Origin of the sequence: Myroides odoratimimus, from assembly GCF_001485415.1 — a bacterium.
GTDB classification, from domain to species: Bacteria; Bacteroidota; Bacteroidia; order Flavobacteriales; family Flavobacteriaceae; genus Flavobacterium; species Flavobacterium odoratimimum.
Window position 1 is genome coordinate 443391 of sequence record NZ_BCMQ01000001.1, and the last position, 22740, is coordinate 466130.

The 22740-nt window shown below is 34.6% G+C and carries 23 protein-coding genes; 12 read left to right on the forward strand and 11 right to left on the reverse strand.

All coding sequences use genetic code 11. The annotated features are described in order from the left end of the window. Positions 1-5 precede the first annotated feature (5 nt). Positions 6-434, reverse strand: coding sequence for a deoxycytidylate deaminase (locus MODO_RS01990; protein ID WP_006257722.1), 429 nt, complete (start codon positions 432-434; stop codon positions 6-8). A 266-nt stretch (positions 435-700) separates the two neighbouring features. Here MODO_RS01990 and MODO_RS01995 point away from each other — a divergent pair, with 266 nt between their 5' ends. After that, a complete protein-coding gene (locus MODO_RS01995; protein WP_006257724.1) occupies positions 701-1129 on the forward strand; it encodes a fructose 1,6-bisphosphatase in 429 nt (142 codons plus the stop codon). Between the two features lie 55 nt (positions 1130-1184). Here MODO_RS01995 and fbp read toward each other — a convergent pair whose 3' ends face one another. Then, positions 1185-2189 (reverse strand): class 1 fructose-bisphosphatase, encoded by a 1005-nt coding sequence (gene fbp / locus MODO_RS02000; RefSeq protein WP_006257725.1) that lies wholly within the window; start codon positions 2187-2189, stop codon positions 1185-1187. Positions 2190-2285: 96 nt separating this feature from the next. Between fbp and MODO_RS02005 the strand changes: the two genes are divergently transcribed. Both MODO_RS02005 and MODO_RS02010 read left to right on the forward strand, forming a co-directional pair. Continuing rightward, on the forward strand, positions 2286-2759 hold the full coding sequence (locus MODO_RS02005; protein WP_006257726.1) for a GNAT family N-acetyltransferase: 474 nt from the start codon (positions 2286-2288) through the stop codon (positions 2757-2759). Next, positions 2760-4013 (forward strand): aspartate kinase, encoded by a 1254-nt coding sequence (locus MODO_RS02010; RefSeq protein ID WP_006257727.1) that lies wholly within the window; start codon positions 2760-2762, stop codon positions 4011-4013. It abuts the gene before it with no gap. Positions 4014-4252: 239 nt separating this feature from the next. Here the strand turns inward: MODO_RS02010 and MODO_RS02015 are convergent, their stop codons facing one another. Continuing rightward, positions 4253-4456, reverse strand: coding sequence for a hypothetical protein (locus tag MODO_RS02015; RefSeq protein WP_006257728.1), 204 nt, complete (start codon positions 4454-4456; stop codon positions 4253-4255). A gap of 122 nt (positions 4457-4578) precedes the next feature. Between MODO_RS02015 and MODO_RS02020 the strand changes: the two genes are divergently transcribed. Next, entirely contained in the window at positions 4579-5028 is a 450-nt protein-coding gene (locus tag MODO_RS02020; RefSeq protein WP_006257729.1) for a GNAT family N-acetyltransferase, read from the forward strand. A gap of 301 nt (positions 5029-5329) precedes the next feature. Here the strand turns inward: MODO_RS02020 and MODO_RS02025 are convergent, their stop codons facing one another. Genes MODO_RS02025 through MODO_RS02040 form a run of 4 tightly spaced genes read right to left on the reverse strand, consistent with a single transcriptional unit; the run spans position 5330 to position 8496 of the window. Further along, positions 5330-6142, reverse strand: coding sequence for a DUF3592 domain-containing protein (locus MODO_RS02025; protein WP_006257730.1), 813 nt, complete (start codon positions 6140-6142; stop codon positions 5330-5332). An 11-nt stretch (positions 6143-6153) separates the two neighbouring features. After that, positions 6154-6984, reverse strand: a complete 831-nt coding sequence (locus MODO_RS02030; protein WP_006257731.1) for a DUF3592 domain-containing protein — start codon at positions 6982-6984, stop codon at positions 6154-6156. A 2-nt stretch (positions 6985-6986) separates the two neighbouring features. Then, the gene (locus MODO_RS02035; protein WP_006257732.1) at positions 6987-7736 is read right to left on the reverse strand and encodes a hypothetical protein; all 750 of its coding nucleotides are present in this window, start codon (positions 7734-7736) and stop codon (positions 6987-6989) included. 28 nt (positions 7737-7764) lie between these two features. After that, positions 7765-8496: a hypothetical protein gene (locus MODO_RS02040; RefSeq protein ID WP_006257733.1), complete on the reverse strand. Its 732-nt coding sequence runs from the start codon at positions 8494-8496 to the stop codon at positions 7765-7767. 317 nt (positions 8497-8813) lie between these two features. On the opposite strand from MODO_RS02040, the gene MODO_RS02045 reads away from it, so the two are divergent. From MODO_RS02045 to MODO_RS02055, 3 genes are all read left to right on the forward strand, one after another. Further along, positions 8814-9032, forward strand: a complete 219-nt coding sequence (locus MODO_RS02045) for a hypothetical protein (protein ID WP_006257734.1) — start codon at positions 8814-8816, stop codon at positions 9030-9032. A 402-nt stretch (positions 9033-9434) separates the two neighbouring features. Continuing rightward, entirely contained in the window at positions 9435-9995 is a 561-nt protein-coding gene (locus MODO_RS02050) for a 2'-5' RNA ligase family protein (protein WP_006257735.1), read from the forward strand. Positions 9996-10076: 81 nt separating this feature from the next. Next, a complete protein-coding gene (locus tag MODO_RS02055; protein ID WP_006257736.1) occupies positions 10077-10424 on the forward strand; it encodes a tRNA-binding protein in 348 nt (115 codons plus the stop codon). A gap of 238 nt (positions 10425-10662) precedes the next feature. Here MODO_RS02055 and MODO_RS02060 read toward each other — a convergent pair whose 3' ends face one another. Then, positions 10663-12321: a hypothetical protein gene (locus tag MODO_RS02060; protein WP_006257737.1), complete on the reverse strand. Its 1659-nt coding sequence runs from the start codon at positions 12319-12321 to the stop codon at positions 10663-10665. A 40-nt stretch (positions 12322-12361) separates the two neighbouring features. Beyond that, the gene (locus MODO_RS02065) at positions 12362-13465 is read right to left on the reverse strand and encodes a DUF2891 domain-containing protein (RefSeq protein WP_006257739.1); all 1104 of its coding nucleotides are present in this window, start codon (positions 13463-13465) and stop codon (positions 12362-12364) included. 139 nt (positions 13466-13604) lie between these two features. Here MODO_RS02065 and MODO_RS02070 point away from each other — a divergent pair, with 139 nt between their 5' ends. The 5 genes from MODO_RS02070 (at position 13605) to metG (ending at position 18764) form a co-directional block, all read left to right on the forward strand. Further along, complete coding sequence (locus MODO_RS02070; protein ID WP_006257740.1) at positions 13605-15047, forward strand: DUF5074 domain-containing protein; 1443 nt, start codon at positions 13605-13607, stop codon at positions 15045-15047. A gap of 146 nt (positions 15048-15193) precedes the next feature. Beyond that, a complete protein-coding gene (locus tag MODO_RS02075) occupies positions 15194-15757 on the forward strand; it encodes a hypothetical protein (RefSeq protein WP_006257741.1) in 564 nt (187 codons plus the stop codon). Between the two features lie 5 nt (positions 15758-15762). After that, positions 15763-16233: a hypothetical protein gene (locus tag MODO_RS02080; RefSeq protein ID WP_006257742.1), complete on the forward strand. Its 471-nt coding sequence runs from the start codon at positions 15763-15765 to the stop codon at positions 16231-16233. A gap of 31 nt (positions 16234-16264) precedes the next feature. Beyond that, positions 16265-16513 (forward strand): hypothetical protein, encoded by a 249-nt coding sequence (locus MODO_RS02085; protein ID WP_006257743.1) that lies wholly within the window; start codon positions 16265-16267, stop codon positions 16511-16513. Positions 16514-16703: 190 nt separating this feature from the next. Then, positions 16704-18764 (forward strand): methionine--tRNA ligase, encoded by a 2061-nt coding sequence (gene metG, locus MODO_RS02090; protein WP_006257745.1) that lies wholly within the window; start codon positions 16704-16706, stop codon positions 18762-18764. 76 nt (positions 18765-18840) lie between these two features. Here metG and MODO_RS02095 read toward each other — a convergent pair whose 3' ends face one another. Both MODO_RS02095 and MODO_RS02100 read right to left on the reverse strand, forming a co-directional pair. Continuing rightward, on the reverse strand, positions 18841-19791 hold the full coding sequence (locus tag MODO_RS02095; RefSeq protein ID WP_006257747.1) for an aldo/keto reductase: 951 nt from the start codon (positions 19789-19791) through the stop codon (positions 18841-18843). A gap of 93 nt (positions 19792-19884) precedes the next feature. Then, on the reverse strand, positions 19885-22713 hold the full coding sequence (locus tag MODO_RS02100) for a TonB-dependent receptor (protein ID WP_006257748.1): 2829 nt from the start codon (positions 22711-22713) through the stop codon (positions 19885-19887). Between the last annotated feature and the right edge of the window lie 27 nt (positions 22714-22740).

The window sequence follows — 22740 nt, forward strand, 5'->3', positions numbered from 1 at the left end:
GGATATTAATCAAGGTCAGGAAGAAATACGACATCCACCCCTGCTTTTTCTAAAAAGTCTACCCCTTCTGTATCACGGTAACCTTCACTGTACACCACTCTAGTAATCCCTGCCTGATGGATAAGTTTACTACAGTCTCTACATGGAGACATCGTGATATAAAGTGTAGCCCCTTGACAACTCTGTGTAGAACTAGCTACCTTCAAGATAGCGTTAGCCTCAGCATGTAGCACATACCAGTGCGTAGTATCGTTTTCGTCTTCACAACAATTCTCAAAACCAGTAGGTGTCCCATTGTATCCGTCAGAAATAATCATTCTATCTTTTACAATAATCGCTCCTACCTTTTTTCGTTTACAATACGATAGTTGTCCCCATTCGCGAGCCATACGCAAATAAGCCTTATCATATTTAGTTATTTTTGATTCATTCATATCAGAAATATTTACAAAGTTCTCTATCCCTTTGATCTAACAAAAATACACAAACCTTTTTGTTAATTCACCAATCTTAGAATAGGAACTTACTTCGTTTATCTAATTTACTATCCAAACGAACAATCTATTATAAACTCACTACTAAAAACATACATAATTATGATAAGCATAAAAATATCATAAAAAAACTATGGACTCCATAATTTATCATTATATTAGATATAATAAACTGAACCAATTTACTAACCAAAAAACAAACAAAAATGTCATACTCAGAATTATTTGATTTAGGATTTAGAGAGAGAAACAAAGGCCACTTTGCTTCGATAGTACGTGTGGCGTTAGCGAATGGACATTGTAGTACAGAGGAAAAAGCTTTCTTAGATGAACTAGCTATTCGACTAGAAATCAGCGACGAGGACTATGCGAATATATTAAAGAACCCAGAGAGCTATCCTGTCAACCCTCCCTATCTAGAGACCAATCGTATCGAAAGATTATACGATTTGGCAAGAATGGTATATGTAAATCACGTATTAGGACCAAAACAAAAAGAGATATTAAAGAAATTTGCTGTTGCCTTAGGTTTCACTAACAATATAGATTTCTTAGTAGATAAATCTCTATCGTTATTAGTCTTAAATGTGGATATAGATACCTTCATAGAAGAAATTCACAACCTTAAAAAATAAAAAAAGTGAGCTAATCCTAAAGATTAGCTCACTTGTTATTTTATAGAAATACTTCTTATTTCTTCATAAACTCTTCAGCTTTTTCTACCATGTTTTTACTACCACAGAAGAAAGGAACACGTTGGTGTAACTCCGTTGGCTCTATCTCCATGATACGAGTATAACCATCAGATGCTCTACCACCAGCTTGCTCAATGATGAATGCAATAGGATTACACTCATATAACAATCTTAGTTTCCCTTTAGGAGCTTTAGTACTAGTAGGGTAAATGTAGATACCTCCTTTTAGAATATTACGGTGAATATCAGATACTAAACTACCGATGTATCTAGAAGTATATGGTCTATCATTCTCTTCTGCTTGACAGTACTTTAAGTAATCTTTTACCCCTTGTGGGAAGTGTACATAGTTCCCCTCATTGATAGAGTAGATATGCCCATCCTCATTAATCTTCATATTCGGGTGAGACAAGAAGAATGTACCGATCGCTGGATTTAATGTAAACCCGTGTACTCCATTACCTGTAGTATAAACTAACATCGTAGAAGAACCGTATACAATATATCCTGCTGCTACTTGATTCTCTCCTTTTTGTAAGAAGTCTTCTTTTGTTACAGGAGTTCCGATAGGAGTCACACGTCTATAAATAGAGAAAATAGTACCTACTGATACATTCACATCGATATTAGACGAACCGTCTAGTGGATCCATTAGCACTACATACTTGTTCTCGTTGCTATTATCTCTACCGTGGATAGAAATAAAATCATCCTCTTCTTCAGAAGCGATACCACATACGATTTCTCTATTGATAAGTGTTTTAATGAATACTTCGTTTGCAAAAACATCAAGTTTCTGCTGTTGCTCACCTTGTACATTTTGTTTTCCAAAAGCACCTACGATGTCAACTAAACCTGCTTGGTTAACTTGGTGACTTACTACTTTAGCAGCTAGTCTAAGAGAGTTAATTAATCTTGATAACTCACCAGAAGAATATTTAAAATCTTCTTGTTTTTCAATGATAAACTCTCCTAAAGTTTGAGATCTTTCTGTTGTCATTTTCAAAAATGATTCTTAAGTTGTGTATTTTACAGTGCAAATATCGTTAATTTTGTTGTCTAACCGAAGACATTAACCATTAAATCAATAACTAAAATGAATATTAGACCTGCAACCCCTCAAGACATGCCTGATGTGTTAGCATTAATACAAGAACTAGCAACTTTTGAAAAAGAACCTGATGCTGTCGTAGTTACTGCTGAAGACCTAATCAGAGATGGTTTTGGAGCAAATCCTTTATTTAATGTTATTGTTGCTGAGCTAGACACTAAAATCATCGGCATGGCTTTATTCTACAATAGATATTCTACCTGGAAGGGTAAGACGATTCACTTAGAAGATCTTATCGTCACAGAAGCTGCTAGAGGTACAGGAGCGGGATATGCACTGTATGCAGAAATAATGAATATCGCGAAGAAAGAAGGTGTACGAAGAGTAGAATGGGTAGTTCTGAACTGGAATGAACCGGCTATTAACTTTTATAAAAAATCCGGAGCGACAGTATTAGAAGATTGGTATACTGTACAAATGGATCAAAACGGAATAGAACAATTTAGTCAATCTAAGTAAATGAGAGTATTCAAATTTGGAGGAGCCTCAGTAAGAGACGCAGAAAATGTAAGAAACGTTTGTAACGTATTAAAAACAGTGGGCTATGAAGATAGCCTAATCATTGCTTCTGCAATGGGTAAAACGACGAATGCCTTAGAAGTAGTCGTACACAACTATTTTCAGAATAGATTTGACTTAGCAGAGTCTGTTGATGTAGTTAAAGATTATCACTACACGATCGTTAGAGAATTATTCCCTAATGAAGATCACGATATCTATGCATCGCTAAAAGAGTTATTTGATTCTATTACTTACTTCTTACTGAACAATAAATCTCCTAATTACAATTTCGTTTATGATCAAATCGTAAGCTATGGAGAGATTATCTCTACGACTATCTTACACTATTACCTACTAGAATCAGGTATAGACAACACTTGGCTAGACTCAAGAAACTTAATCAAAACTGATACAGTCTATAGAGACGCTGATGTAAACTGGGATATCACGATAGAGAATATCAAAAAAGAGATTTGTACAAAACAATTATTCATCGTACAAGGATTTATTGGATCTGACTATAACGGTTTCTCTACTACATTAGGGAGAGAGGGGTCTGACTACTCTGCAGCTATATTTGCTTATGCCTTAGACGCTGAGAGTGTAACGATATGGAAAGATGTACCAGGAGTACTGAATGCTGATCCACGTTATTTTGAAGATACGACTCTACTACAACATATTTCTTATCAAGAAGCAATAGAACTAGCGTTCTACGGTGCGTCAGTCATCCATCCGAAGACCTTACAACCATTGCGTCAAAAAGAAATACCATTATATGTAAAGTCCTTCTTAAATCCATTATTACCAGGAACGAATGTATCTAAAGGAGCGCCATTGACTCCTCATGTTCCTTGTTTTATTGTGAAAAAGAACCAATTATTAATATCACTATCCTCTAAGGATTTCTCTTTTATCATGGAGCAGAATATCAGTGATATTTTTAAACTCTTCGGAGAGTATAATATTAAGGTGAATGTAATACAGAACTCTGCTATTAGCTTCTCTGTATGTGTAGAAGATAAGTTTAATCACTTCGAAGATGTAAGACTATTGCTTACAGATAAGTTTAAGGTGAGTTATAATGAGAATGTGTCTCTATATACCATAAGACACTTCGACGATCACTCTGCACAGAAGATACTTGGTGATAAAACATTATTATTAAAACAAGTGAATAGAGAGACAATGCAGATTGTCACTAAAGAATAATATCACAAAGGCTGTCTCACGAAGACGGCCTTTTTAATATACTATACTAAATAACCATACATTGACCATAGTTATAAGACTCATTGTCTAATCTTCTTTTTACCTAATCTACAGGTGTGTAAAAAGAACTTAGCCACTGCATATATCAGGATATAGATTCCCCATAATAGCAACCCGTGTATATAGACTATACCCATTAAGACTTTCTTCATAAGCTATTCATTAAAACCAAATATTAGCTATAAAGCAAGATAAAACAGCACCCACTCAAAGGCTAATGCGATGATAAAGCTACCTATAAAAGCAATGATATACTGCACTTTAGTCACTTCTTTCTTTTTAATATCCTGTATTACTTTATACAATATAGCACCGAAGACACCTATCACAATACTCGATAGTATCCATACCATATAAAATCTACTTTCATAATCTAAGTCCATATCTACACTTGCTTTTAATAATCACGTTCTATAAAGATACGCAACTTTAACGAATAGTTTTTCTCTAATGAAATAAATAGCACTTTAAAAAACAGTATTTTTAACCCACAAAACATCAAGCTATGCTAACCATTACAAGAACTAACTCTGACAATAAAGACTTTCTAAACCTCATCACAGAACTAGATAAATACCTCAAAACAACTGATGGTGATGAACATGACTTCTTTGATCAGTACAATAAAGTAGATCATATCAACCATGTTATTGTTATCTATGAAGATAGTCAGGCTATAGCCTGTGGAGCTATCAAAGAATATGACTCACATACTATGGAAGTTAAGCGTATGTACACTGCTCCTATCGCTAGAGGTAAGGGTGTCGCTTCTATTGTACTAGCTGAACTAGAAAAGTGGAGTCTAGAGCTAGGTTATACACGCTGTATCTTAGAGATGGGTAAGCTACAGACACAAGCAGAGATATTATACAGAAAGAATAACTATACTGTTATCCCTAACTATGGTCAGTATGAAGGTGTGGAGAGTAGCCTGTGTTTTGAGAAGGTGTTGTAAATCTATTTATTTGATAATTATACTTATTCCTATATTCTCTTTGAAATTAATAACTCTATATAGCACAAAAAACATAACTTAGTAACAAACAAATAATTATGAATAAAAAGATATATTACTTTTTATGGGTTTTACTAGTTATTAACCTACTTTGGTCTTTGCTAATTGACAGAAAAGACTTTATTAGTTCTTTGTTGTATAGTCTATTTATGTTTTTGATATTAGGTATATACTATATTTTTGAATCTAAAAGAAATAAAAAACCGTCTTAGTATTTCCTAAGACAGTTTATATCATTCAACTAATTTGGTTTCCATGCTATTATCTTCTGAATAATACCATTCTCAGACATAACAGTTTTTAATACACCATATATTCCCGCGATCATAAGCAAAATAACGAAGATTAATACTAATGACATTCCTGCTGATACAGCATTACTATACAATAGTGTATAGATAAAAGCAAACATTAAAGACAACATACTTATAGGAATGACAAACAGAAACAGAAGATAAGTTCCTACCTTTTTATACTTCATCATAGGGGCACCAATCGCAAAACTAAACATTGTCACAAATACAAAAGCGATAAGAATAAATACTATACTAAATCCAGTAATCACAATCACATCACTTGTATTTAACGTTGTTATCTTTTCTGTCTTAGGATTATAATAGATTACATAGCCTTGTCCTTTAATAGGCATATCCCCTACAGAAGAATCAAGGGTATGAGTTATACTCACTTTATCCTTAGTTTTAAATGTAACTATTGGTTTATAATTGATACTTCCACTTCGACTCCCTCTTTTACTTCGACTCCCCTCAGTCTTATATGTTGTATAAGACACTACCTTAGCCATGTACTTATCACCATTACTAATAATATTAACTTTATTAGACACTACATTGTACAATAATGAGCCAGTACTATAAGTAACCCACATAATACCCAACAATATAAAATAAGTCCCCTTACCTAGGTCCTTTAACATAGGAAGTGAGTTATATCTCTGACATCGTCTATTAATTAATTTACCTAATATTATACTAATGACTATCCCTATTATCACAGGTAATAAAAACATTAATTCTCTCTTAATTATATCCATACTTCCCGTATTTATCCCCTTCTCGTTGTATTCCCAAACCTAGTGTTATCTACTCTTCTTATTCCCTTTCTATTCATCCCCATATTCTTTAGACCATCTCCATAGATATTTTTGAGATAACCCCAAATAGCCAATGTCAGTACCAAACTAAAAAACACTAAGATGATATTAACCCAAAGCGGTTTATCCTTACCATCAAATAATGCCCATATCATAGCTCCATCAAACAAAATCATAATCAATGGCAATACTATAGCCAGTCCTAAGAATGCCCCTATCTCTTTATATCTATCCATAGACCAGTTCATCGCATATATCACCATACCGACAAAAAGATATACAAGTATAACGATCATCACCCCAAAAGCGAGTATCAACGCTACTGTCCCTAGCCCAAAGGTAGTTACACGCTCATTAGTCTCATCATAATATACTGTGTGCTGATCGCCTACGGTAGGCATACCACTACTAGAATAGTCAAGCTCATATTCTACCACTTCACCTCCTCTGGTAGTGAAGTGTACTGTAGGTGTATACATCGTGGTATAGCCATTATCATCAGAGTTACGACTCTCATAGCTAGTATAGGATACCACACGCGCCTCATATTTATCCCCGTTATATACAGTCTGTGTCTTCGTAATGATCATCATCGTCAAGGCTACAGTCCCACCTATTGCCAATGAAGAAATAGACGCCACGATAAGATAGATATACCCAATTCCCAGACATCCTGTTTTGGTTCCATTATGAGAAGAACGCTTTATTATTTTATAAGTCAGCCATATTGTATACAATATCCCTAACCCAAATGCCAACTGATTAATTCTGATTTCGTCCATTACTATCTTTTTTTACGTCTATTACTTCTGCGCTTCCACTCGTCATTATGAGGATCAGGCTTGTTAGTACGTTGAGTACTTCTATTGCTTTCTTGTCTAGAGTGATTAGCAGTCTGAGACCTTGTCACAGATTTATCTTGTGTTATTCCTTTTGTCTTATTCTCCTTACTTTTACTAGCGTTCTTTTCTTTTTCTATTAAGTCTGTTATCTCTTCCCTGATAATCTTCACATACAGTATAATCCCGATTAACAAGATCAAGATAAATACCATTAATAATACAGAAAGGGGAATATTGTATATATTAATAACAAGTGCGTAGATCAAAGCCCCTTCGAATACAAGCATAATCAAAGGAACTAATACTCCTAGTCCTAATAATCTAGCCAATCTATTATATCGGCGCATATCTCTTCCCATACCATAGAGCATAACACCTATAAATGCGAATACTAGCACCGCTACCATCGTCCCATAACAAATCAACTCTGCAAACAACTCAATACTGAATACTAGAGTTCCGTTAATTAAGCTAGATAGTGTACGAATAAACATACTTCCAAAAGCAACACTCCCGAAAACAGTCAATCCAAACAAACCTCCGATAATTAAGAATACGCGTATTACATCTACACAACCCGCTTTTTCTTTTCGCCCTTTCGTAGTACGTTTCACTATTCTAGACGTTAACCAGCCTGTATATAATAATCCTAGTATTATAGACCACTGATTATAAATCACATCTTCTATCATAACTATTTTTCTGTTATCTAGATATTAATCACCTCAACTTAAACTCTTCTATTCTCTGTTTTATAGTTGACCTTAATGCTCTTATTGTCAAATATGTTGATATAATCAGATACACTACAATCATCACCCAAGAATAACGATATCCACTAAAAAACATCAAACATATACACAACTGTATAATACTAAAGAATACTATAGTAAGAACCGCATAAGCTAACTCAACTCCTACCCACTTATACTTTATATGATTAGGCAATACACTATATGCAAGTAACCCTATAAGAAAGTATACAGCACCTATTAAAATTATAGCTATCAAAGCTATACTAATCATCATCTGTACATCTATTACATAAGCTACTTTTTCTACTTGATTATAATAAATTCTAAAATGACTTCCTTCAATAGGTTTCCCTATTGATGAATTTTTGGCTTTATATTCAATACTATCACCTGACTTAGTCACAAATTTATAAACAGGAATATATGCTATAGTTTTCATCTTACCACTCCCTTCTGTCACTGTATTATATCCAGTAAGTACAGCAGTATACCTATCCATACTTCTGAACTCTTCACTTTTTATTTGCCACTGTTTAGTAGCATAATTAATCATTCCAAGTGCTATAACGGTAATAGACAAAATAAACAGACGTGTCCCGCTGGCGCCTTCTTTAACATATACTCCTTTGTTTTTATGTATAGTTGGTACTCTATACATTAACCATCCTATTATCACAATACCTATCAGTACTAACATTTCTATCAACTTAACTTCTAAACTTAAACTCCTTCAATACCAAAAAATAGTATCAAGACTGCACCTGTTAAAAACAAATAACGCAAGACTATACTCATATTCTTTTTCTAAATCCTCAAACTACTTTACTAAACACTTACTGCAATTGCAACTTTACTTTCTACTCCTCTAAATAACGTTAAATGTTAATGAAAATTTTAACAAATATAGTTTTCTTAAAAGTAATAAAGCACTGATATAAAATATTTTATCAACTCTATTTTTCTATCTACTTTATTATCCGTAACTTAATATATAATTTCAAAAACAACACAATCATGAAATACGTAAAAGAATTTTCAGCCTTAGATTTTGACAATGACATACTAGTTGTTGACTTTAAAGACCACCAAATAGAGAACCCTATTGTACAGGTATCTGAGATTATAGATGAATTTGTCTATCAAGTAAAGCCTTGTAAGATATTTATCTCTAAAGCTCATAATATAGATATAGCGACTGATGTCCCATTTAGAGGAAGAGTGGTTATACGATAATTAGAATGTTATTTATACTTCTATAAAGCAAGGAGACCTATCGAGAGAAGGTCTCCTTATTTTATTAGATACATCTTACTCCCTCAATACAATCCTTCATTAGAGATCCTTCGGATACAATCTGAATCTCGTTTGCAAAACAACCTCTAATCCCAAGTAAACACAGCTTATTTCCGAATAGCTTCCGAACAAAATCAAATCAAAAAAACACAATAAATTAGATCACAATTACTTACAATCAAAAAGACACTCCATATTAAATCAAAAGAAGCATATCTGATCAATATCTCCAAATAGAGGCAGAATAAGGCAATATGAACAGTGAAATAACGCAGTATTCATAGCATAAAAAGAGATAAATACGCTTGATATTGTTTATTTTTACTCTTTTAAACTTATGCTATGATTTCTAAATACTCCCTTTGTTTTCAACCTGATGAAGCTACACTCGAACTGGTAAAGCAAATGAAGCTACAACTAGCCGATGAGATAGGGTGGTATAACAGTAAGAATTCCTTAGCACATATCACTATCTCTAAGTTTAAAACTGACCTGAATGGTATCAAAAAAATAGCCGAATTAGTCAGAGCACAGTGTAGTACATTCACTCCTGTACAAGTACTATTTAACGACTATGGACAATATCCTAACGGAGCGTTCTTCTTAGCAGTAGATGAGTTCTCTAAACCTATTCTTCAAGATTATGCAAAAAAGGTAATGCGCAAAGTCGTTTTGCCCGAAATCTATAAGAGTAACGAACCTCATATGTCTATCGCGCGCAAGCTAGACCCTGAGCGATTAGAGCGTGCATTAGTTTATTTTCAGAAACCTGCTATCTCTTGTCTGTGTAATCATATCGCCTTACGCCAGTTTAATCCTGACAGAAGACAATACGATATCATAGCGACTTTCCCTTTCTTAGGCTTGCCTTCTAATGAACCAGAGCAGTTGTCGTTGTTTTAAAGCTATTCCTGTTAAAAGCAAATGAGCTCATCGTTTTTATTTTATTTTCCCTATTTTTGGAATTAATCACAAACCTAAAACATGGAAAATAACAACAATACATTGACTTGGGATGAGTTTTCTAAAGTAGAAATGAGAGTAGGTACTATCGTTGAAGCGGAAGTATTCGCTGAAGTGAGAAACCCTGCTTATAAATTAGTAGTGGACTTCGGAGAAGAAATCGGAAAGAGAAAATCTTCTGCTCAGATTACTAAACTATATACGCCTGAAGAGCTGATCGGTAAACAAGTAGTAGCTGTAGTAAACTTCCCTCCTAAACAGATAGCTACTCTAATGAGTGAATGCCTAGTAATGGGAGCTGTAGAAGGAAAAGAGGTTACGTTAATGACTATGGATAAGCCTACTAAAAATGGCTTAAGAATAGGGTGATTTAGTTAACGGTTGACCGTTTACAGTTTACAGTATTTGCATACAATACATTGATGATAAATAGTTGACAGTTTATGGTTAACGATTAGCTGTTGACAGTGTTTGCCTATGATATATCATATATTGAATATGGGTAGTTGGCGGTTTTTCAGAGATATCAATGTTTTGCATCCCTCAATCCTATAACAATAAAAAATAACGGTTTACAGTCTGTGAACTGTAAACCGTAAACTATTAACTAAATCCCTAATTTCTTTAAAAAGGCTTCTTCTGCTTGATTAAAAGCATACATAGCTGAGTGAGTAGAGGTAAAGTTATCCGTCAGCTTTGATCTAAAAGCGCTATACTGTGTCTTACCATCTTCTTTAAAAAAATCAACTATAGCCGTATATTCTCCTGTATCTATATTATGTAGAATACGTGCTTGATAGTTACTCGTCTTATCTTTTCTACCGAGTTCTCTATACTTCTGATCATTATACATATATACATTAAAGAAGTAATCACTTACGTATCCACCATCTATACGCTCTGAGGCCATCCCATTACTCCCTATTAATTCTATAAATAGTCTATTAAAGCGCTCTGCTACAGTATCGTTGAAGTCTTTATAGACAGAGAAGACACTCTCTTTTAGTAACGTTTTGCCCATGCGCATCGCTTCTATGATGTCATCGTCATCCGGAAAGTATTCACCCCAAGCATGTTCTTCTTTGATCTCGTCTATAAACACATCTCGTGTACGGTGTGTAGTCGGATATATATTAAGCATAAAGAAGGGTAATCCGTCTTCGCCCTTTACTTGATCTAGAGCATGTACAGAGTTGTCTGAAATAATACTAGTAATGCGAATCTTATTAATATAACATGGCATATCTATAGAGACAATACATCTCACGTCTAAAGTTCCCTTCACATGCAGTTCACCATGGTTATACTTAGCATATACTACCTCACCATAGACACTTCCTCCTATATAGTGTGTGTTCCCACAGAAATAAGCGTTCTTCACAACCAAATCTCCCATCACAATCAACATCGGAGAAAAGTCTAGTTCCTGACAAAACAAAGAATCTGTTACCTTTAGATCACCTAAGAATATATATCCCTGTATATCTATCTCATAGTCTTCTATGAAGTTAAGTACTTCTAGTTCTTCTAGTTCTGCATCATTATCCACTACTAAGAAGAAAGAGTTCTCATCACTTAAGTCGTACACTAAATTGTCTAGTGTAAATAACTCTTCGTTTTGATCATTTACTCCTTTTAGCCCTTTAAGTAGATCTAGTCCATTGCGTATACTGACTACGCGATACATAATCCCATTGTAGAATATGGAGTCTATCTCTGGCTCTTGATTAATAGCCTCTATGCTAAACATCTGTGCGTGCTCCACCATATTAGCAATCTTGTCATCGAACTCAAAAAAGTGATTAACAGAATACAATAGATCACATACACTACTAAACCAATCTACTGCTCTACTCTTATGCATCTCATCTTTAGGAGTAAGCAATGATAACTGATCATTATAAGCATTGTGCTCTTGGTAGAATACAAGTACATCACTTACATCCATCCCTACTCTGCGTATAAAGTAGTGATACATCTCTGCATCCTTTTCTCCTTCCCCATTAATATAATCTCGAGAGATAACGATACGAGTATTGAACTCATCTTCTTGAAAATATATAGCAAACTGATTACTCGTTTCCTTATCCTTACCTATCACATCAAAAGCTTCTAAAAAATCTTCTACATTCTCATCATCTCTTAATAAAAGCCATCTATTATAATATAAACTCTGTACAATAGATAAGCTGAATATATTCCTTACTGCCTCTACGGATAGGTCTCTATCCTTATCCTCGATGCTAAACATTTCTCTTAATGTCATACTACTTCTATTGTGTTTTCTTATTTATCTACTATTAAGGTTACTGGTGTATTAATGTGTACAAGGCAAAAGTACCTAACCAGTGGCTACCCATATAATCGTCTCCTGTAATATTGCCAAACGAATTATTAAAGTGTTGAACTGACAACGCATTCAGATTAGGCGCTAACTCTGGTAATGCCTTCCCTATTTCTTTAAAACAAGTGGCTCTACTAAAGTTCAATCCATCTAAATGTACTAAATGTCCGTCTGATCGATCAGATACCTTAGCTACTTCTATGGTAAAATTCTGATCAAATAGTTGTGGTAAGAACGCCTTAGTCCAAGTGCGATACTCATCTTGATTCATTACTTTACTCATCAGGCGAGCTTCCTCTAAACATGGTGATAAAAAGTCATGTCCACTAGGTTCGAAGGCAATATTACACCCCTTATCCTCACCATACAGGCGTTTAGCATTGGCTACTATTAATTGTTCAAATGCTTTATTACCCATCTGACGTGCATAATCTAGTGATAGTGATAGCCCGAAAGCAGTATTGTCATGTGTACCTGTGCGTATTGGGTATAATAGCTTAGGTAAGTACTCCGCATAACGCTCTTCCATAATCTTCGCTAATGGCTCTATCGTCTTCGCCCAGCGTTGCGCATCAGCATCTTGCCATTGGGTTAAAGCTCCATGAAGCTGAAACAGCCATGCCCAACCATACGTACGTTCAAAGTTCTTATTATTAGGGTCATGGAAAAAAGCTAACTCCACTGCTACATTCTCATCTGTAATCAGATTATTTAATCTAGTGCGTATCTGTCCATCTGCATCTAACTCAGGAAACTTCTGCAATAAAGTAACAATAGACCAAAAGCCGTGTACTGAAGAATGCCAGTCAAAACATCCATAAAATATAGGACGCAATGCCTTAGGATTCTTTAGGTCATCATTACTGCCAAGTGTTTGTCCTAATCGGTTAGGATATTCTAATTCTATACAATGTAAAGGCAACTCTATAATCTTCTTCGCCTCAGCTACTGTAAGTGTTAATGCTGGTTGGTCTTCTGTATTGATTGGATTATTTGATGACTGTTGTTTCTCTGTACACGAAAACAACAATACACTCGCAAATAACAAACTTCCTATTTTTCTCATATTACTCTATTCTTTATTCCTCTAAAATAGTAAAATACTCCTATTTATAGGTGTTCTTTAAAAAAAGAAAACAAAAAGTCTTTGTTCGCATGGATGAAGCCTTATTTTTGTAGATAACATAAAAAACAATTAAACTACTATGACTAAAAAAATTTTGACTCGCTCACTAGTTTTTTCGCTTCTGGCATTAACCTTTGCTTGTAGCTCTGACGATAATAATCAAAATGAAGATGGCTTTAGAATCATCCCGCCTTCTGTACCTACTCCTCTGATACAACCTAGTGGTTTCTATATCGCTAATGAAGACTGGTTTGGAACAGATAAGGGAAGTGTGAATTTCTTAGACTATGGTTTAAATAGAAAATATAGAATATATAGAGAGGCTAATAATGGCAGTACTTTAGGAGCAACAACTACAATGGGGGTAGCGTTCGGTGAGAATTATTACATTATCTCTAAACAAGAAAATAAATTAGTAATCACAGATAAGGACTTTAAGGAAGTAAAAACTATAAAAGAGATACCTGGTGTTGAAGCGAACTCTTTCGTAGGAATTTCAGATCATAAAGCATACATCGCTACGACTAACGGAATCGTTATTCTAAATACCAATGACAAGGTGATTAGTGGTAATGTAGCAGGTGTTACCTCAATGACGGGTAATATGGTCTATGTAGATGGTAAAGTATATGCGGTAGTACAAGGTAAAGGCTTAACAATCATCAATACGGATACGGATACTGTAATCGATACAAAGGCAGGTGGATATACACAAGTAACCTTAGACAAAAATGGTATCGTATGGGCAGGTAAAGGCAGTGAAATAGAACGTATCAACCCTAAAGACACACAGGACACTAAAGCTTATAATATTGCAGCTGCTCCAATCCAAGGTAAATGGGGGGCATGGAATCCTGGTTCTATGTCTCCAAGTATGAAAGAAGATGCTATCTATTGGATAGCAAATGACGGAGCTTGGAATGGTGGAAACAAGATAGCTAAATTCGATACCAAAACAGGCGAGTTAAACAGTGAATTCTATGAACTAGGTCAAGATGATATGGGGAATAATCTAGAGTTCTATGCTGCTGGACTTAGAGTAGACCCTATCAAAGATGATTTAGTATTATTAATAAAAAGACCAGGATGGGGGAGTAATGGAAGTTATAACTGGACTAGAATAGTATCTAATACAGGTGCTCTAAAAGGTCAAGCCTTCATGGAAGGTGGAAATCAAGAATCTTCTTCTTATAATGACGTTAATGGTTATTTTTGGTTCCCTTCTGTACCTTTCTTCCAAGATAATAATGCTCCAGAAATCTTAGTGAACCAAATAGTATTAAAACCAAACAAAGAATTCAGAGTAGCGCTTAAAGATATCGTAGTAGATCAAGATAGCCCATATAACTTAATCGAAAAGTCTGTAAAGAACTTAGAAAATGAGTTTGGCTATGCTACTATAGAAGGAGATGAATTAGTCATCAAAACAAATGAAAAAACAGGAAAAACATCAATGAATATGAAGGTTAGTTCTAATGGAAAGAAACTTCAAAAAGATGTTGAAATCTGGGTAAGAAACTAAATATTACTTAAGCATAAATAAACTAGAGGTCGCTATACAGCGACCTCTTTCATTACACCTAAACACCTAATATTCAAACGACAAACATTTTTAAAATAGTTATCCATATAATCTCTTTTTTTGTACTTTTGGTTAAAATTTAAGCTATGAAAACAAGAACAATACTTACTTCATTATCACTATTTTTAGTGATATTATTGAGTAGTTGTAACAATAAGGATATTACTTCTTCTAAAGCTCTTGATACTATAGAAGCTCACTTAGAAGACAAACCTGAGTTTGAGAGTACAACAATTCAACTAGGAACTAAGAAATTTAGAAAGAAAAAAGACAGCCTTCAGATCAATCAATACAAAGTATTGGAAAAAGAAGGTTATATAGAATTTGAGAATGAGTCTGCTAAGAAAAAATGGTTGTCTAAAGACTCTATCTGGAATGTAACGGTGAAGCTAACTGAGAAAGCACACCCTTATGTGATCAATCAAAAAAGTGATAAGATAACTGTCAAAACAATAGAATATACATTAGATAAAAGCAATAATCTACAACTGAATAACAGAAGTAAGAAATCTGCTACTGCCTCTGTCATGCTATCAAAACAGTATACTCCTTTTATCGTGTTCTCAAAAGATAAAAACCCGAATACCAAGTTTATTACTAAGAAGTACAAGCTTCGCTATAGTGAAGAAAACGGATGGTCTATTAACTAGAAATAATGGGAAAGAATATTACTATTTTAGTATTTATACAACTTAGTCTAGCGATAATATCTGCTGTACTTATCTCTAAGATGTCTTTCTTAGGAAGAGTAGGTATTTCGCTAATGTATAAACAATACACTGTATTTAAAACACCTTGGAAGACTGCATTAATTATATTTGGTATTCAGGTAGCGCTAATTATTATCTTAGCTCTATTTAAGTATTTCTCTTCAAGACCAATTGCTAATATCGTTACAGTAGTTTTACTTATCATAGGAGTTATAGGCGCTTACTATACGTATATCGACTTTACGAGAACTTCGCACAAGCACATGAAGTTTTACTTCCATCTAGGAGGTTATATGTTTTGGTTTAACTGGATCTTCAGTTGTCTATTCTTCTTTTGTTTAAAAGGTAAAAGAAAAGCTTTACCTTTATCAACAACTGAATTAGATCAATCTGACATTCAACCCAAAATAGATTAGATTATATAAAAACAACAATACTACTCACACCATGAATAAACACATTATACTAATGGCTGCTATGGCAATCATGACTGTAGGCTGCAAAGAAAACAAAGCCACTACTCCTGCCGAATCAACATCAATAAAGTCTTCTACTACGAAAACAAATGATGACAATGGTACAATGGCTATACCTATGCACGGCACTGGAGAGAATAGTTCTTCTGCTACTAATGGAAGTTTCAAAATGGATGAGAGTATGAAAAAAAATATTCAAGAACAGAAAGCTCAGGAGTAAAAAGCTTTCTTCATTTGATAAATTAGTAAGGCCTTAGAATTATTTGACTAGTTCTAAGGTCTTTTTAATTTAAATTCAACAATAGATAACCTATCGCGAATTAAGCTCAAAAATAAATAGTCGTAATCCGTTACTATTGTTTATTTTTGCATTCTTATTAAATTCGTTTGATATTAACAGTAATTGATATATGATACAAGAACCTAAAAGATATACTATTACAGCAGCATTGCCTTATACGAATGGACCTATCCATATCGGGCACTTAGCTGGTGTATATGTACCTGCTGATATTTATGCAAGATTCTTGCGTTTGCAAGGAAAGGACGTAGCGTTTATATGTGGAAGTGATGAGCACGGAGTAGCTATTTCTATGAAAGCTAAAAAAGAGGGAATTACTCCTCAACAAGTAATTGATAAATACAATGGTATTATCAAGCAATCTTTTATGGACTTCGGTATCTCTTTAGACAATTACTCTCGTACTTCATCTTCTATTCACCATCAGACAGCTTCTGAATTCTTCAAGAAGTTATACAACGAAGGTAAATTTATAGAAGAAGTTACAGAACAATTATACGATGAGAAAGCTGATCAGTTCTTAGCTGACCGTTTCGTAACAGGTACTTGTCCTAAATGTGGTAATGAAGAAGCCTATGGAGACCAATGTGAAAAATGTGGTACTTCATTAAACGCAACAGATTTAATCAATCCTAAGTCTACTATCACTGGGACTAAACCAATCTTAAAGTCAACTAAACATTGGTTCTTACCATTAGACCAATATGATACATTCTTACGTGAGTGGATCTTAGAAGGTCATAAAAATGACTGGAAACCTAATGTATATGGACAAGTTAAGTCTTGGCTAGAGGATGGGCTAAAGCCTCGTGCTGTAACGCGTGACTTAGACTGGGGTATCCCTGTACCTGTAGAAGGTGCTGAAGGAAAAGTTCTGTATGTATGGTTTGATGCTCCTATCGGATACATCTCATCTACTAAAGAATGGGCTCAGAGAGAAGGTAAAGACTGGGAACCATATTGGAAGTCTGATGATACTAAGTTAGTACACTTCATCGGTAAGGATAATATTGTATTCCACTGTGTGATATTCCCTGCGATGTTAAAAGCAGAAGGAAGCTATATCTTACCTGATAACGTACCTGCTAATGAGTTCTTAAACTTAGAAGGTAATAAACTATCTACGTCTAAAAACTGGGCAGTATGGTTACACGAGTACTTAGAAGATTTCCCTGGTAAACAAGATGTATTGCGTTATGCTTTGACTTCTAACGCTCCTGAGACAAAAGACAACGACTTTACTTGGAAAGACTTCCAAGCTAGAAATAACAATGAGTTAGTAGCTATCTTCGGTAACTTTATTAACCGTGTGGTAGTATTGACTAATAAATATTACGAAGGTGTAGTGCCTCAACCAAATGAGTTCTCTGAAGTTGATATCGCAACATTAACTGAGTTAAGAGCATATCCAAGTGTAATCGAAAGTTCTGTAGAGCGCTATAGATTCAGAGAGGCATTATCAGAGATGATGAATGTAGCTCGTCTAGGGAATAAGTACTTAGCTGATGAGGAACCTTGGAAACTAATCAAGGAGAACCCTGAAAGAGTAAAAACACAGATGTATGTAGCCTTACAAATAGCTGCTGCATTAAGTACTTTAGCTGAACCATTCTTACCATTCACTGCTAACAAACTGAAATCTATTCTAAAAATAGATACCCCTATCCAATGGAGTACTATCGCTGAAGATAAAGTATTATTACCTGCAGGACACACTATCGGACAAGCTGAACTATTATTCGCTAAGATAGAAGATGAAGAGGTGCAAAAACAATTGGATCGTCTAGAAGCTTCTAAAAAAGAAAATGCTGCTGCTGCAAAAGTAGTAGAGCCACAAAAAGAAACAGCTGTATATGAAGACTTCGCTAAGTTAGACTTACGTGTAGGGACTATCGTAGAAGCTGAGAAAATGCCAAAAGCAAATAAGCTATTGGTATTAAAAGTAGATACTGGTATGGATGTGCGTACTATCGTATCAGGTATTGCTGAACACTTCAAACCTGAGGATATCATCGGTAAGAGAGTGACGGTATTAGCTAACCTTGCTCCTCGTGCTCTAAGAGGGGTGGAGAGTCAAGGTATGATACTAATGACTGAAGACCAAGATGGCAAGTTAGTATTCGTGAATCCAGACGAACAAAATGTAAAAAACGGAGCTACGATTAATTAATCAGAGCTTTTACAATAACAAAAAGGCAGACTTTTAAAAGAGTCTGCCTTTTTATTTATTTTGAATTTTCTGTCTATTAATATTCACTCTCTTTATCTAATAGAGCTATCTCTTCTACTGATAACTTTATCTCAGTAGAACGGATCAAACTTTTTAACTGAGAGCTCGATGTAGCACTAACGATAGGAGTACTAATAGACGGTTTGTGTACTTGCCATGCTATAGCAATCTCTGCAATAGTGGCATTGTGCTGTTTTGCTAATATCTCTAGTTGATCTATAATACGCATTCCCCTCTCATTAATATACCCTTTCACCATATCCTTTCTAGAACTACCTTCTATATCATCTAAGTTTCTATACTTTCCACTTAAGAAACCACTTGCTAATGCAAAATAGCTCATTACAGCAAGTTTTTCTTCTTCTACCAAGGGCAAATATTCATGCTCATACTTCTCTCTATCATAAAGGTTATAAAGGGGCTGTATAGCGATATACTCTGCCCATCCCTTTTCTCGTGCAATAGCATTACTTGATTCAATGCGTTCAACCTCTAGATTAGACGCTCCTAAATATCTTACTTTACCAGCCTTAACTAAACTATTAAAAGTCTCCATCGTTTCTTCTTGTGAAGTCTCTAAGTCATCATAGTGAGAGAAATATAAATCAATATAATCTGTATTCAACCTCTTCAATGAAGCATCTACACATCCTTCAATATATCCTTTCTTAAGTCCTTTTGTTCCATCTCCCATAGTACCACCTACCTTAGTAGAAAGAACGATATCGTGACGCTTCTTACTTTCTTTAAACCACTTCCCTATTATTGCTTCAGATTCACCACCTACATTACCTGGCGCCCAATGAGAATAGTTATTAGCTGTATCTATAAAAGTTAGTCCATTGTAATATAACTCATCTAACATCTTAAATGATTCTTTCTCATCTAAAGTCCATCCAAACACATTACCTCCGAAAGACAAAGCTGGAACATATAACTCCGACTTTCCAAATTTATATTTTGCCATAATTTTACATTTTTATTATACCCCTAAAGTTAAGCAATAAAAAAAGGAGACCATAAATGATCTCCTTTTTTGTATATATTTTGTGATAACTTATTAGAAGTTATAACGTAATGTAAAGTTCCATGTTCTACCCGCACCTAATAAAACCTCGTTCTTCTCGCTAACGCCTTTCCAAGTTGCTTCACCTGGTCTAGCTTCATAGTTAGTTCTTGCCGAAGATATATAAGTTGTATCAAATACGTTATTCACGTTAACACGCATAGTAACAGAATTTGTTTTTTCTTTACCAACAGGTAATCTATAAGAAAGACCAGCATCAAATAAATTAAATGCAGGAAGTTTCATAGATCCACTCTTACCTTCTGCATCAGCTTTATCAATTGCTAAAGATCCATAGAAATTATCATTGTATCTATAATTAGCATCGATTTTAAGTCCCTTAGCAATTTCGTAATTAGCCCCTAAGTTAATAATGAACTGTGGTGCTCCACCTACTTTTGCTCCATCAATGTATAAAGTCTGCGTTTTGAATCCAGAGTTTGGATCGCCTGGTGTATTATAGATAGGTGTATTATTTTCTTCATCGTAGTAGATACCAGATACATTAGATGCATATTTCCAATCTCCCCAAGAGAAAGACCCAGTAATATTTAATCTATCAATTGGATTATATAAGAAATCCATCTCTACTCCTGTATGAATTTGCTCAATTCCACTTAATGTAGCAGTAGCATTATTCTCTTTACCTCCTGATGTATATCTAGTAGATGCTCTTAACACTCTGTCATCCCAAGAAGTTCTATAAACGTTAACGTTTGCTCTAAACTTCTCACTTCTGAAACCATAACCTGCCTCAAGTCCAAAAATCTTTTCGTTTGTACTACTTGGATTAATTGTATTTGAATTGTTTAAGAAAACTCCATTATTCATAAATGGCTGTCTTGAATAATATCCTGTGTTGAAAAACACATTGTGATTTTCATTAATATTATAGTTTACTCCCCCTTTAACATTTCCTCCTAAGATACTTTCCCAAGATGTCTTCTGTTCACCAGAATCAGCAGTATGGTTAAAGTAATCAACTCTTTGCATCCATTGATTAGAAATAGCTCCTTGAACGAATACTGATAGATTATCTTTTGAATACTCAACTTGTCCAAATCCTCCTAACCACTTAACATTTCCATCATTGTGGTATCCTACTTTTTCTCTTCCGTTCCAATCAACCCAAGGATTCATTGAAGCTTTAGCATCATAAGTTTGACTCACAACATAAGAGCCAGTATAATTTTTATTGTTATTAACAACAAAACCATCAGCCCCCATTAAGTTATCTAATAACTGGTAGTGATAACCTTTATAAATACGAGCATCTAAACCAAAGTCAACAGTCCAATTATCATTAACTTTTGCATTCATATTCATAACTGTTCCATACCAGTCATGTGAGTTAATACTAGATCTTCTAGCCCATCCACCGTCTCCAGCATTTTTATAATTTGTATCCACATAATATTTACCATCTTCGCTAGCAATATTATTAGGATGCTTCCAATCAGCTACTGTCTCTCCTCTATTCCAAGCTGCAATATCATCAAATCTCATATGTCCATTTGCATCTCTTACTTCAGTACCAAAGTCTCTGTATCCACTTGGTCCACCACCAATTGTACCGGTTCCTCCTCCACGTCCCCATGAAGCATAAACTACAGTACCAAATGTCCATGTCTCGTTAATATTGAAATCATAGTTCAAAGACATAACTGGTTTGTTATAGTAATTAGATTTAAAATTAAATCTCTCACCATTATAGAATCCTGTATCAGGATTATATCTCTTATTTAATTCTCCGTTATTATACTTCTTAATATTTTCGATTGACATAGAAGTACTACGTTGATCGTGATCTTGTTTAGCTCCAGTAAAAGTAAACTGTAAATTATGACGACTATCTTTAGATTTATACCCTAATCCTAAATAATAATTTACTCCTTCAAATCCAGTACCTTCAACATAACCATTACCTCTAGTGTATCCTAATAAAATAGAAGCAGAAAGCCCATTCTCTAATACCCCAGTATTGTAAGAAGCAAGTCCTTTAAAGTAATCATTATTACCTACTCCCGCAGAAATAGACCCTCCTTCTCTAGCATCAGAAGTACGTGTTAATACGTTAATTGTCCCTCCCACAGAAGAGATAGCTAATTTAGATGATCCTAATCCTCGTTGCACTTGCATAGCAGATGTAACATCTGATAAACCAGCCCAATTTGACCAGTACACAGAACCACCTTCCATATCATTAACAGGCATACCGTTAATTAACACAGCAATGTTCTTTTGATCAAATCCACGAATATTGATATTAGAATCTCCATAACCTCCACCACCTTTAGAAGCATACACAGATGGAGTTGTGTTTAAAATTTCAGGAAACTCTTGAGAACCAAGTTTTTCTTGAATTTCAGCAGCTTTAATTGTAGAAACAGCTACTGGAGTTTTACGATCTTTTGCTACGTCAGCAACACCCATAATAACGATGTCATCTAACATATTTTGGTCAGCAGCAAGTACTACAGTCCCAAGATCTACTTTCTTATCAGCGCCAACTTTGAAAGCTACAGTCTTAGACTGATATCCAATAAAAGAGATAACAACTTCTCCTTTATCCTCAGAAACATTCAGTTCGAACTTACCATCCATATCAGATGATGCGCCGTTCAGAGTTCCTTTTACTATGATTGCCGCTCCAGGTAATCCCGATTGGAATTCACCATCTATAACAACACCAGTAATTTTGTTTTGTGAAAGTGCAGATACTGAGGTAAATACCATTACCATCATCAGCATCCAGTTCTTCAAGTTTTTCATTTTGTAAGTGTAAGTGATAAAATTATTTTCGCAACAAATGTACAAAAACATCCATACTCAATGTTACCAAAACATTAA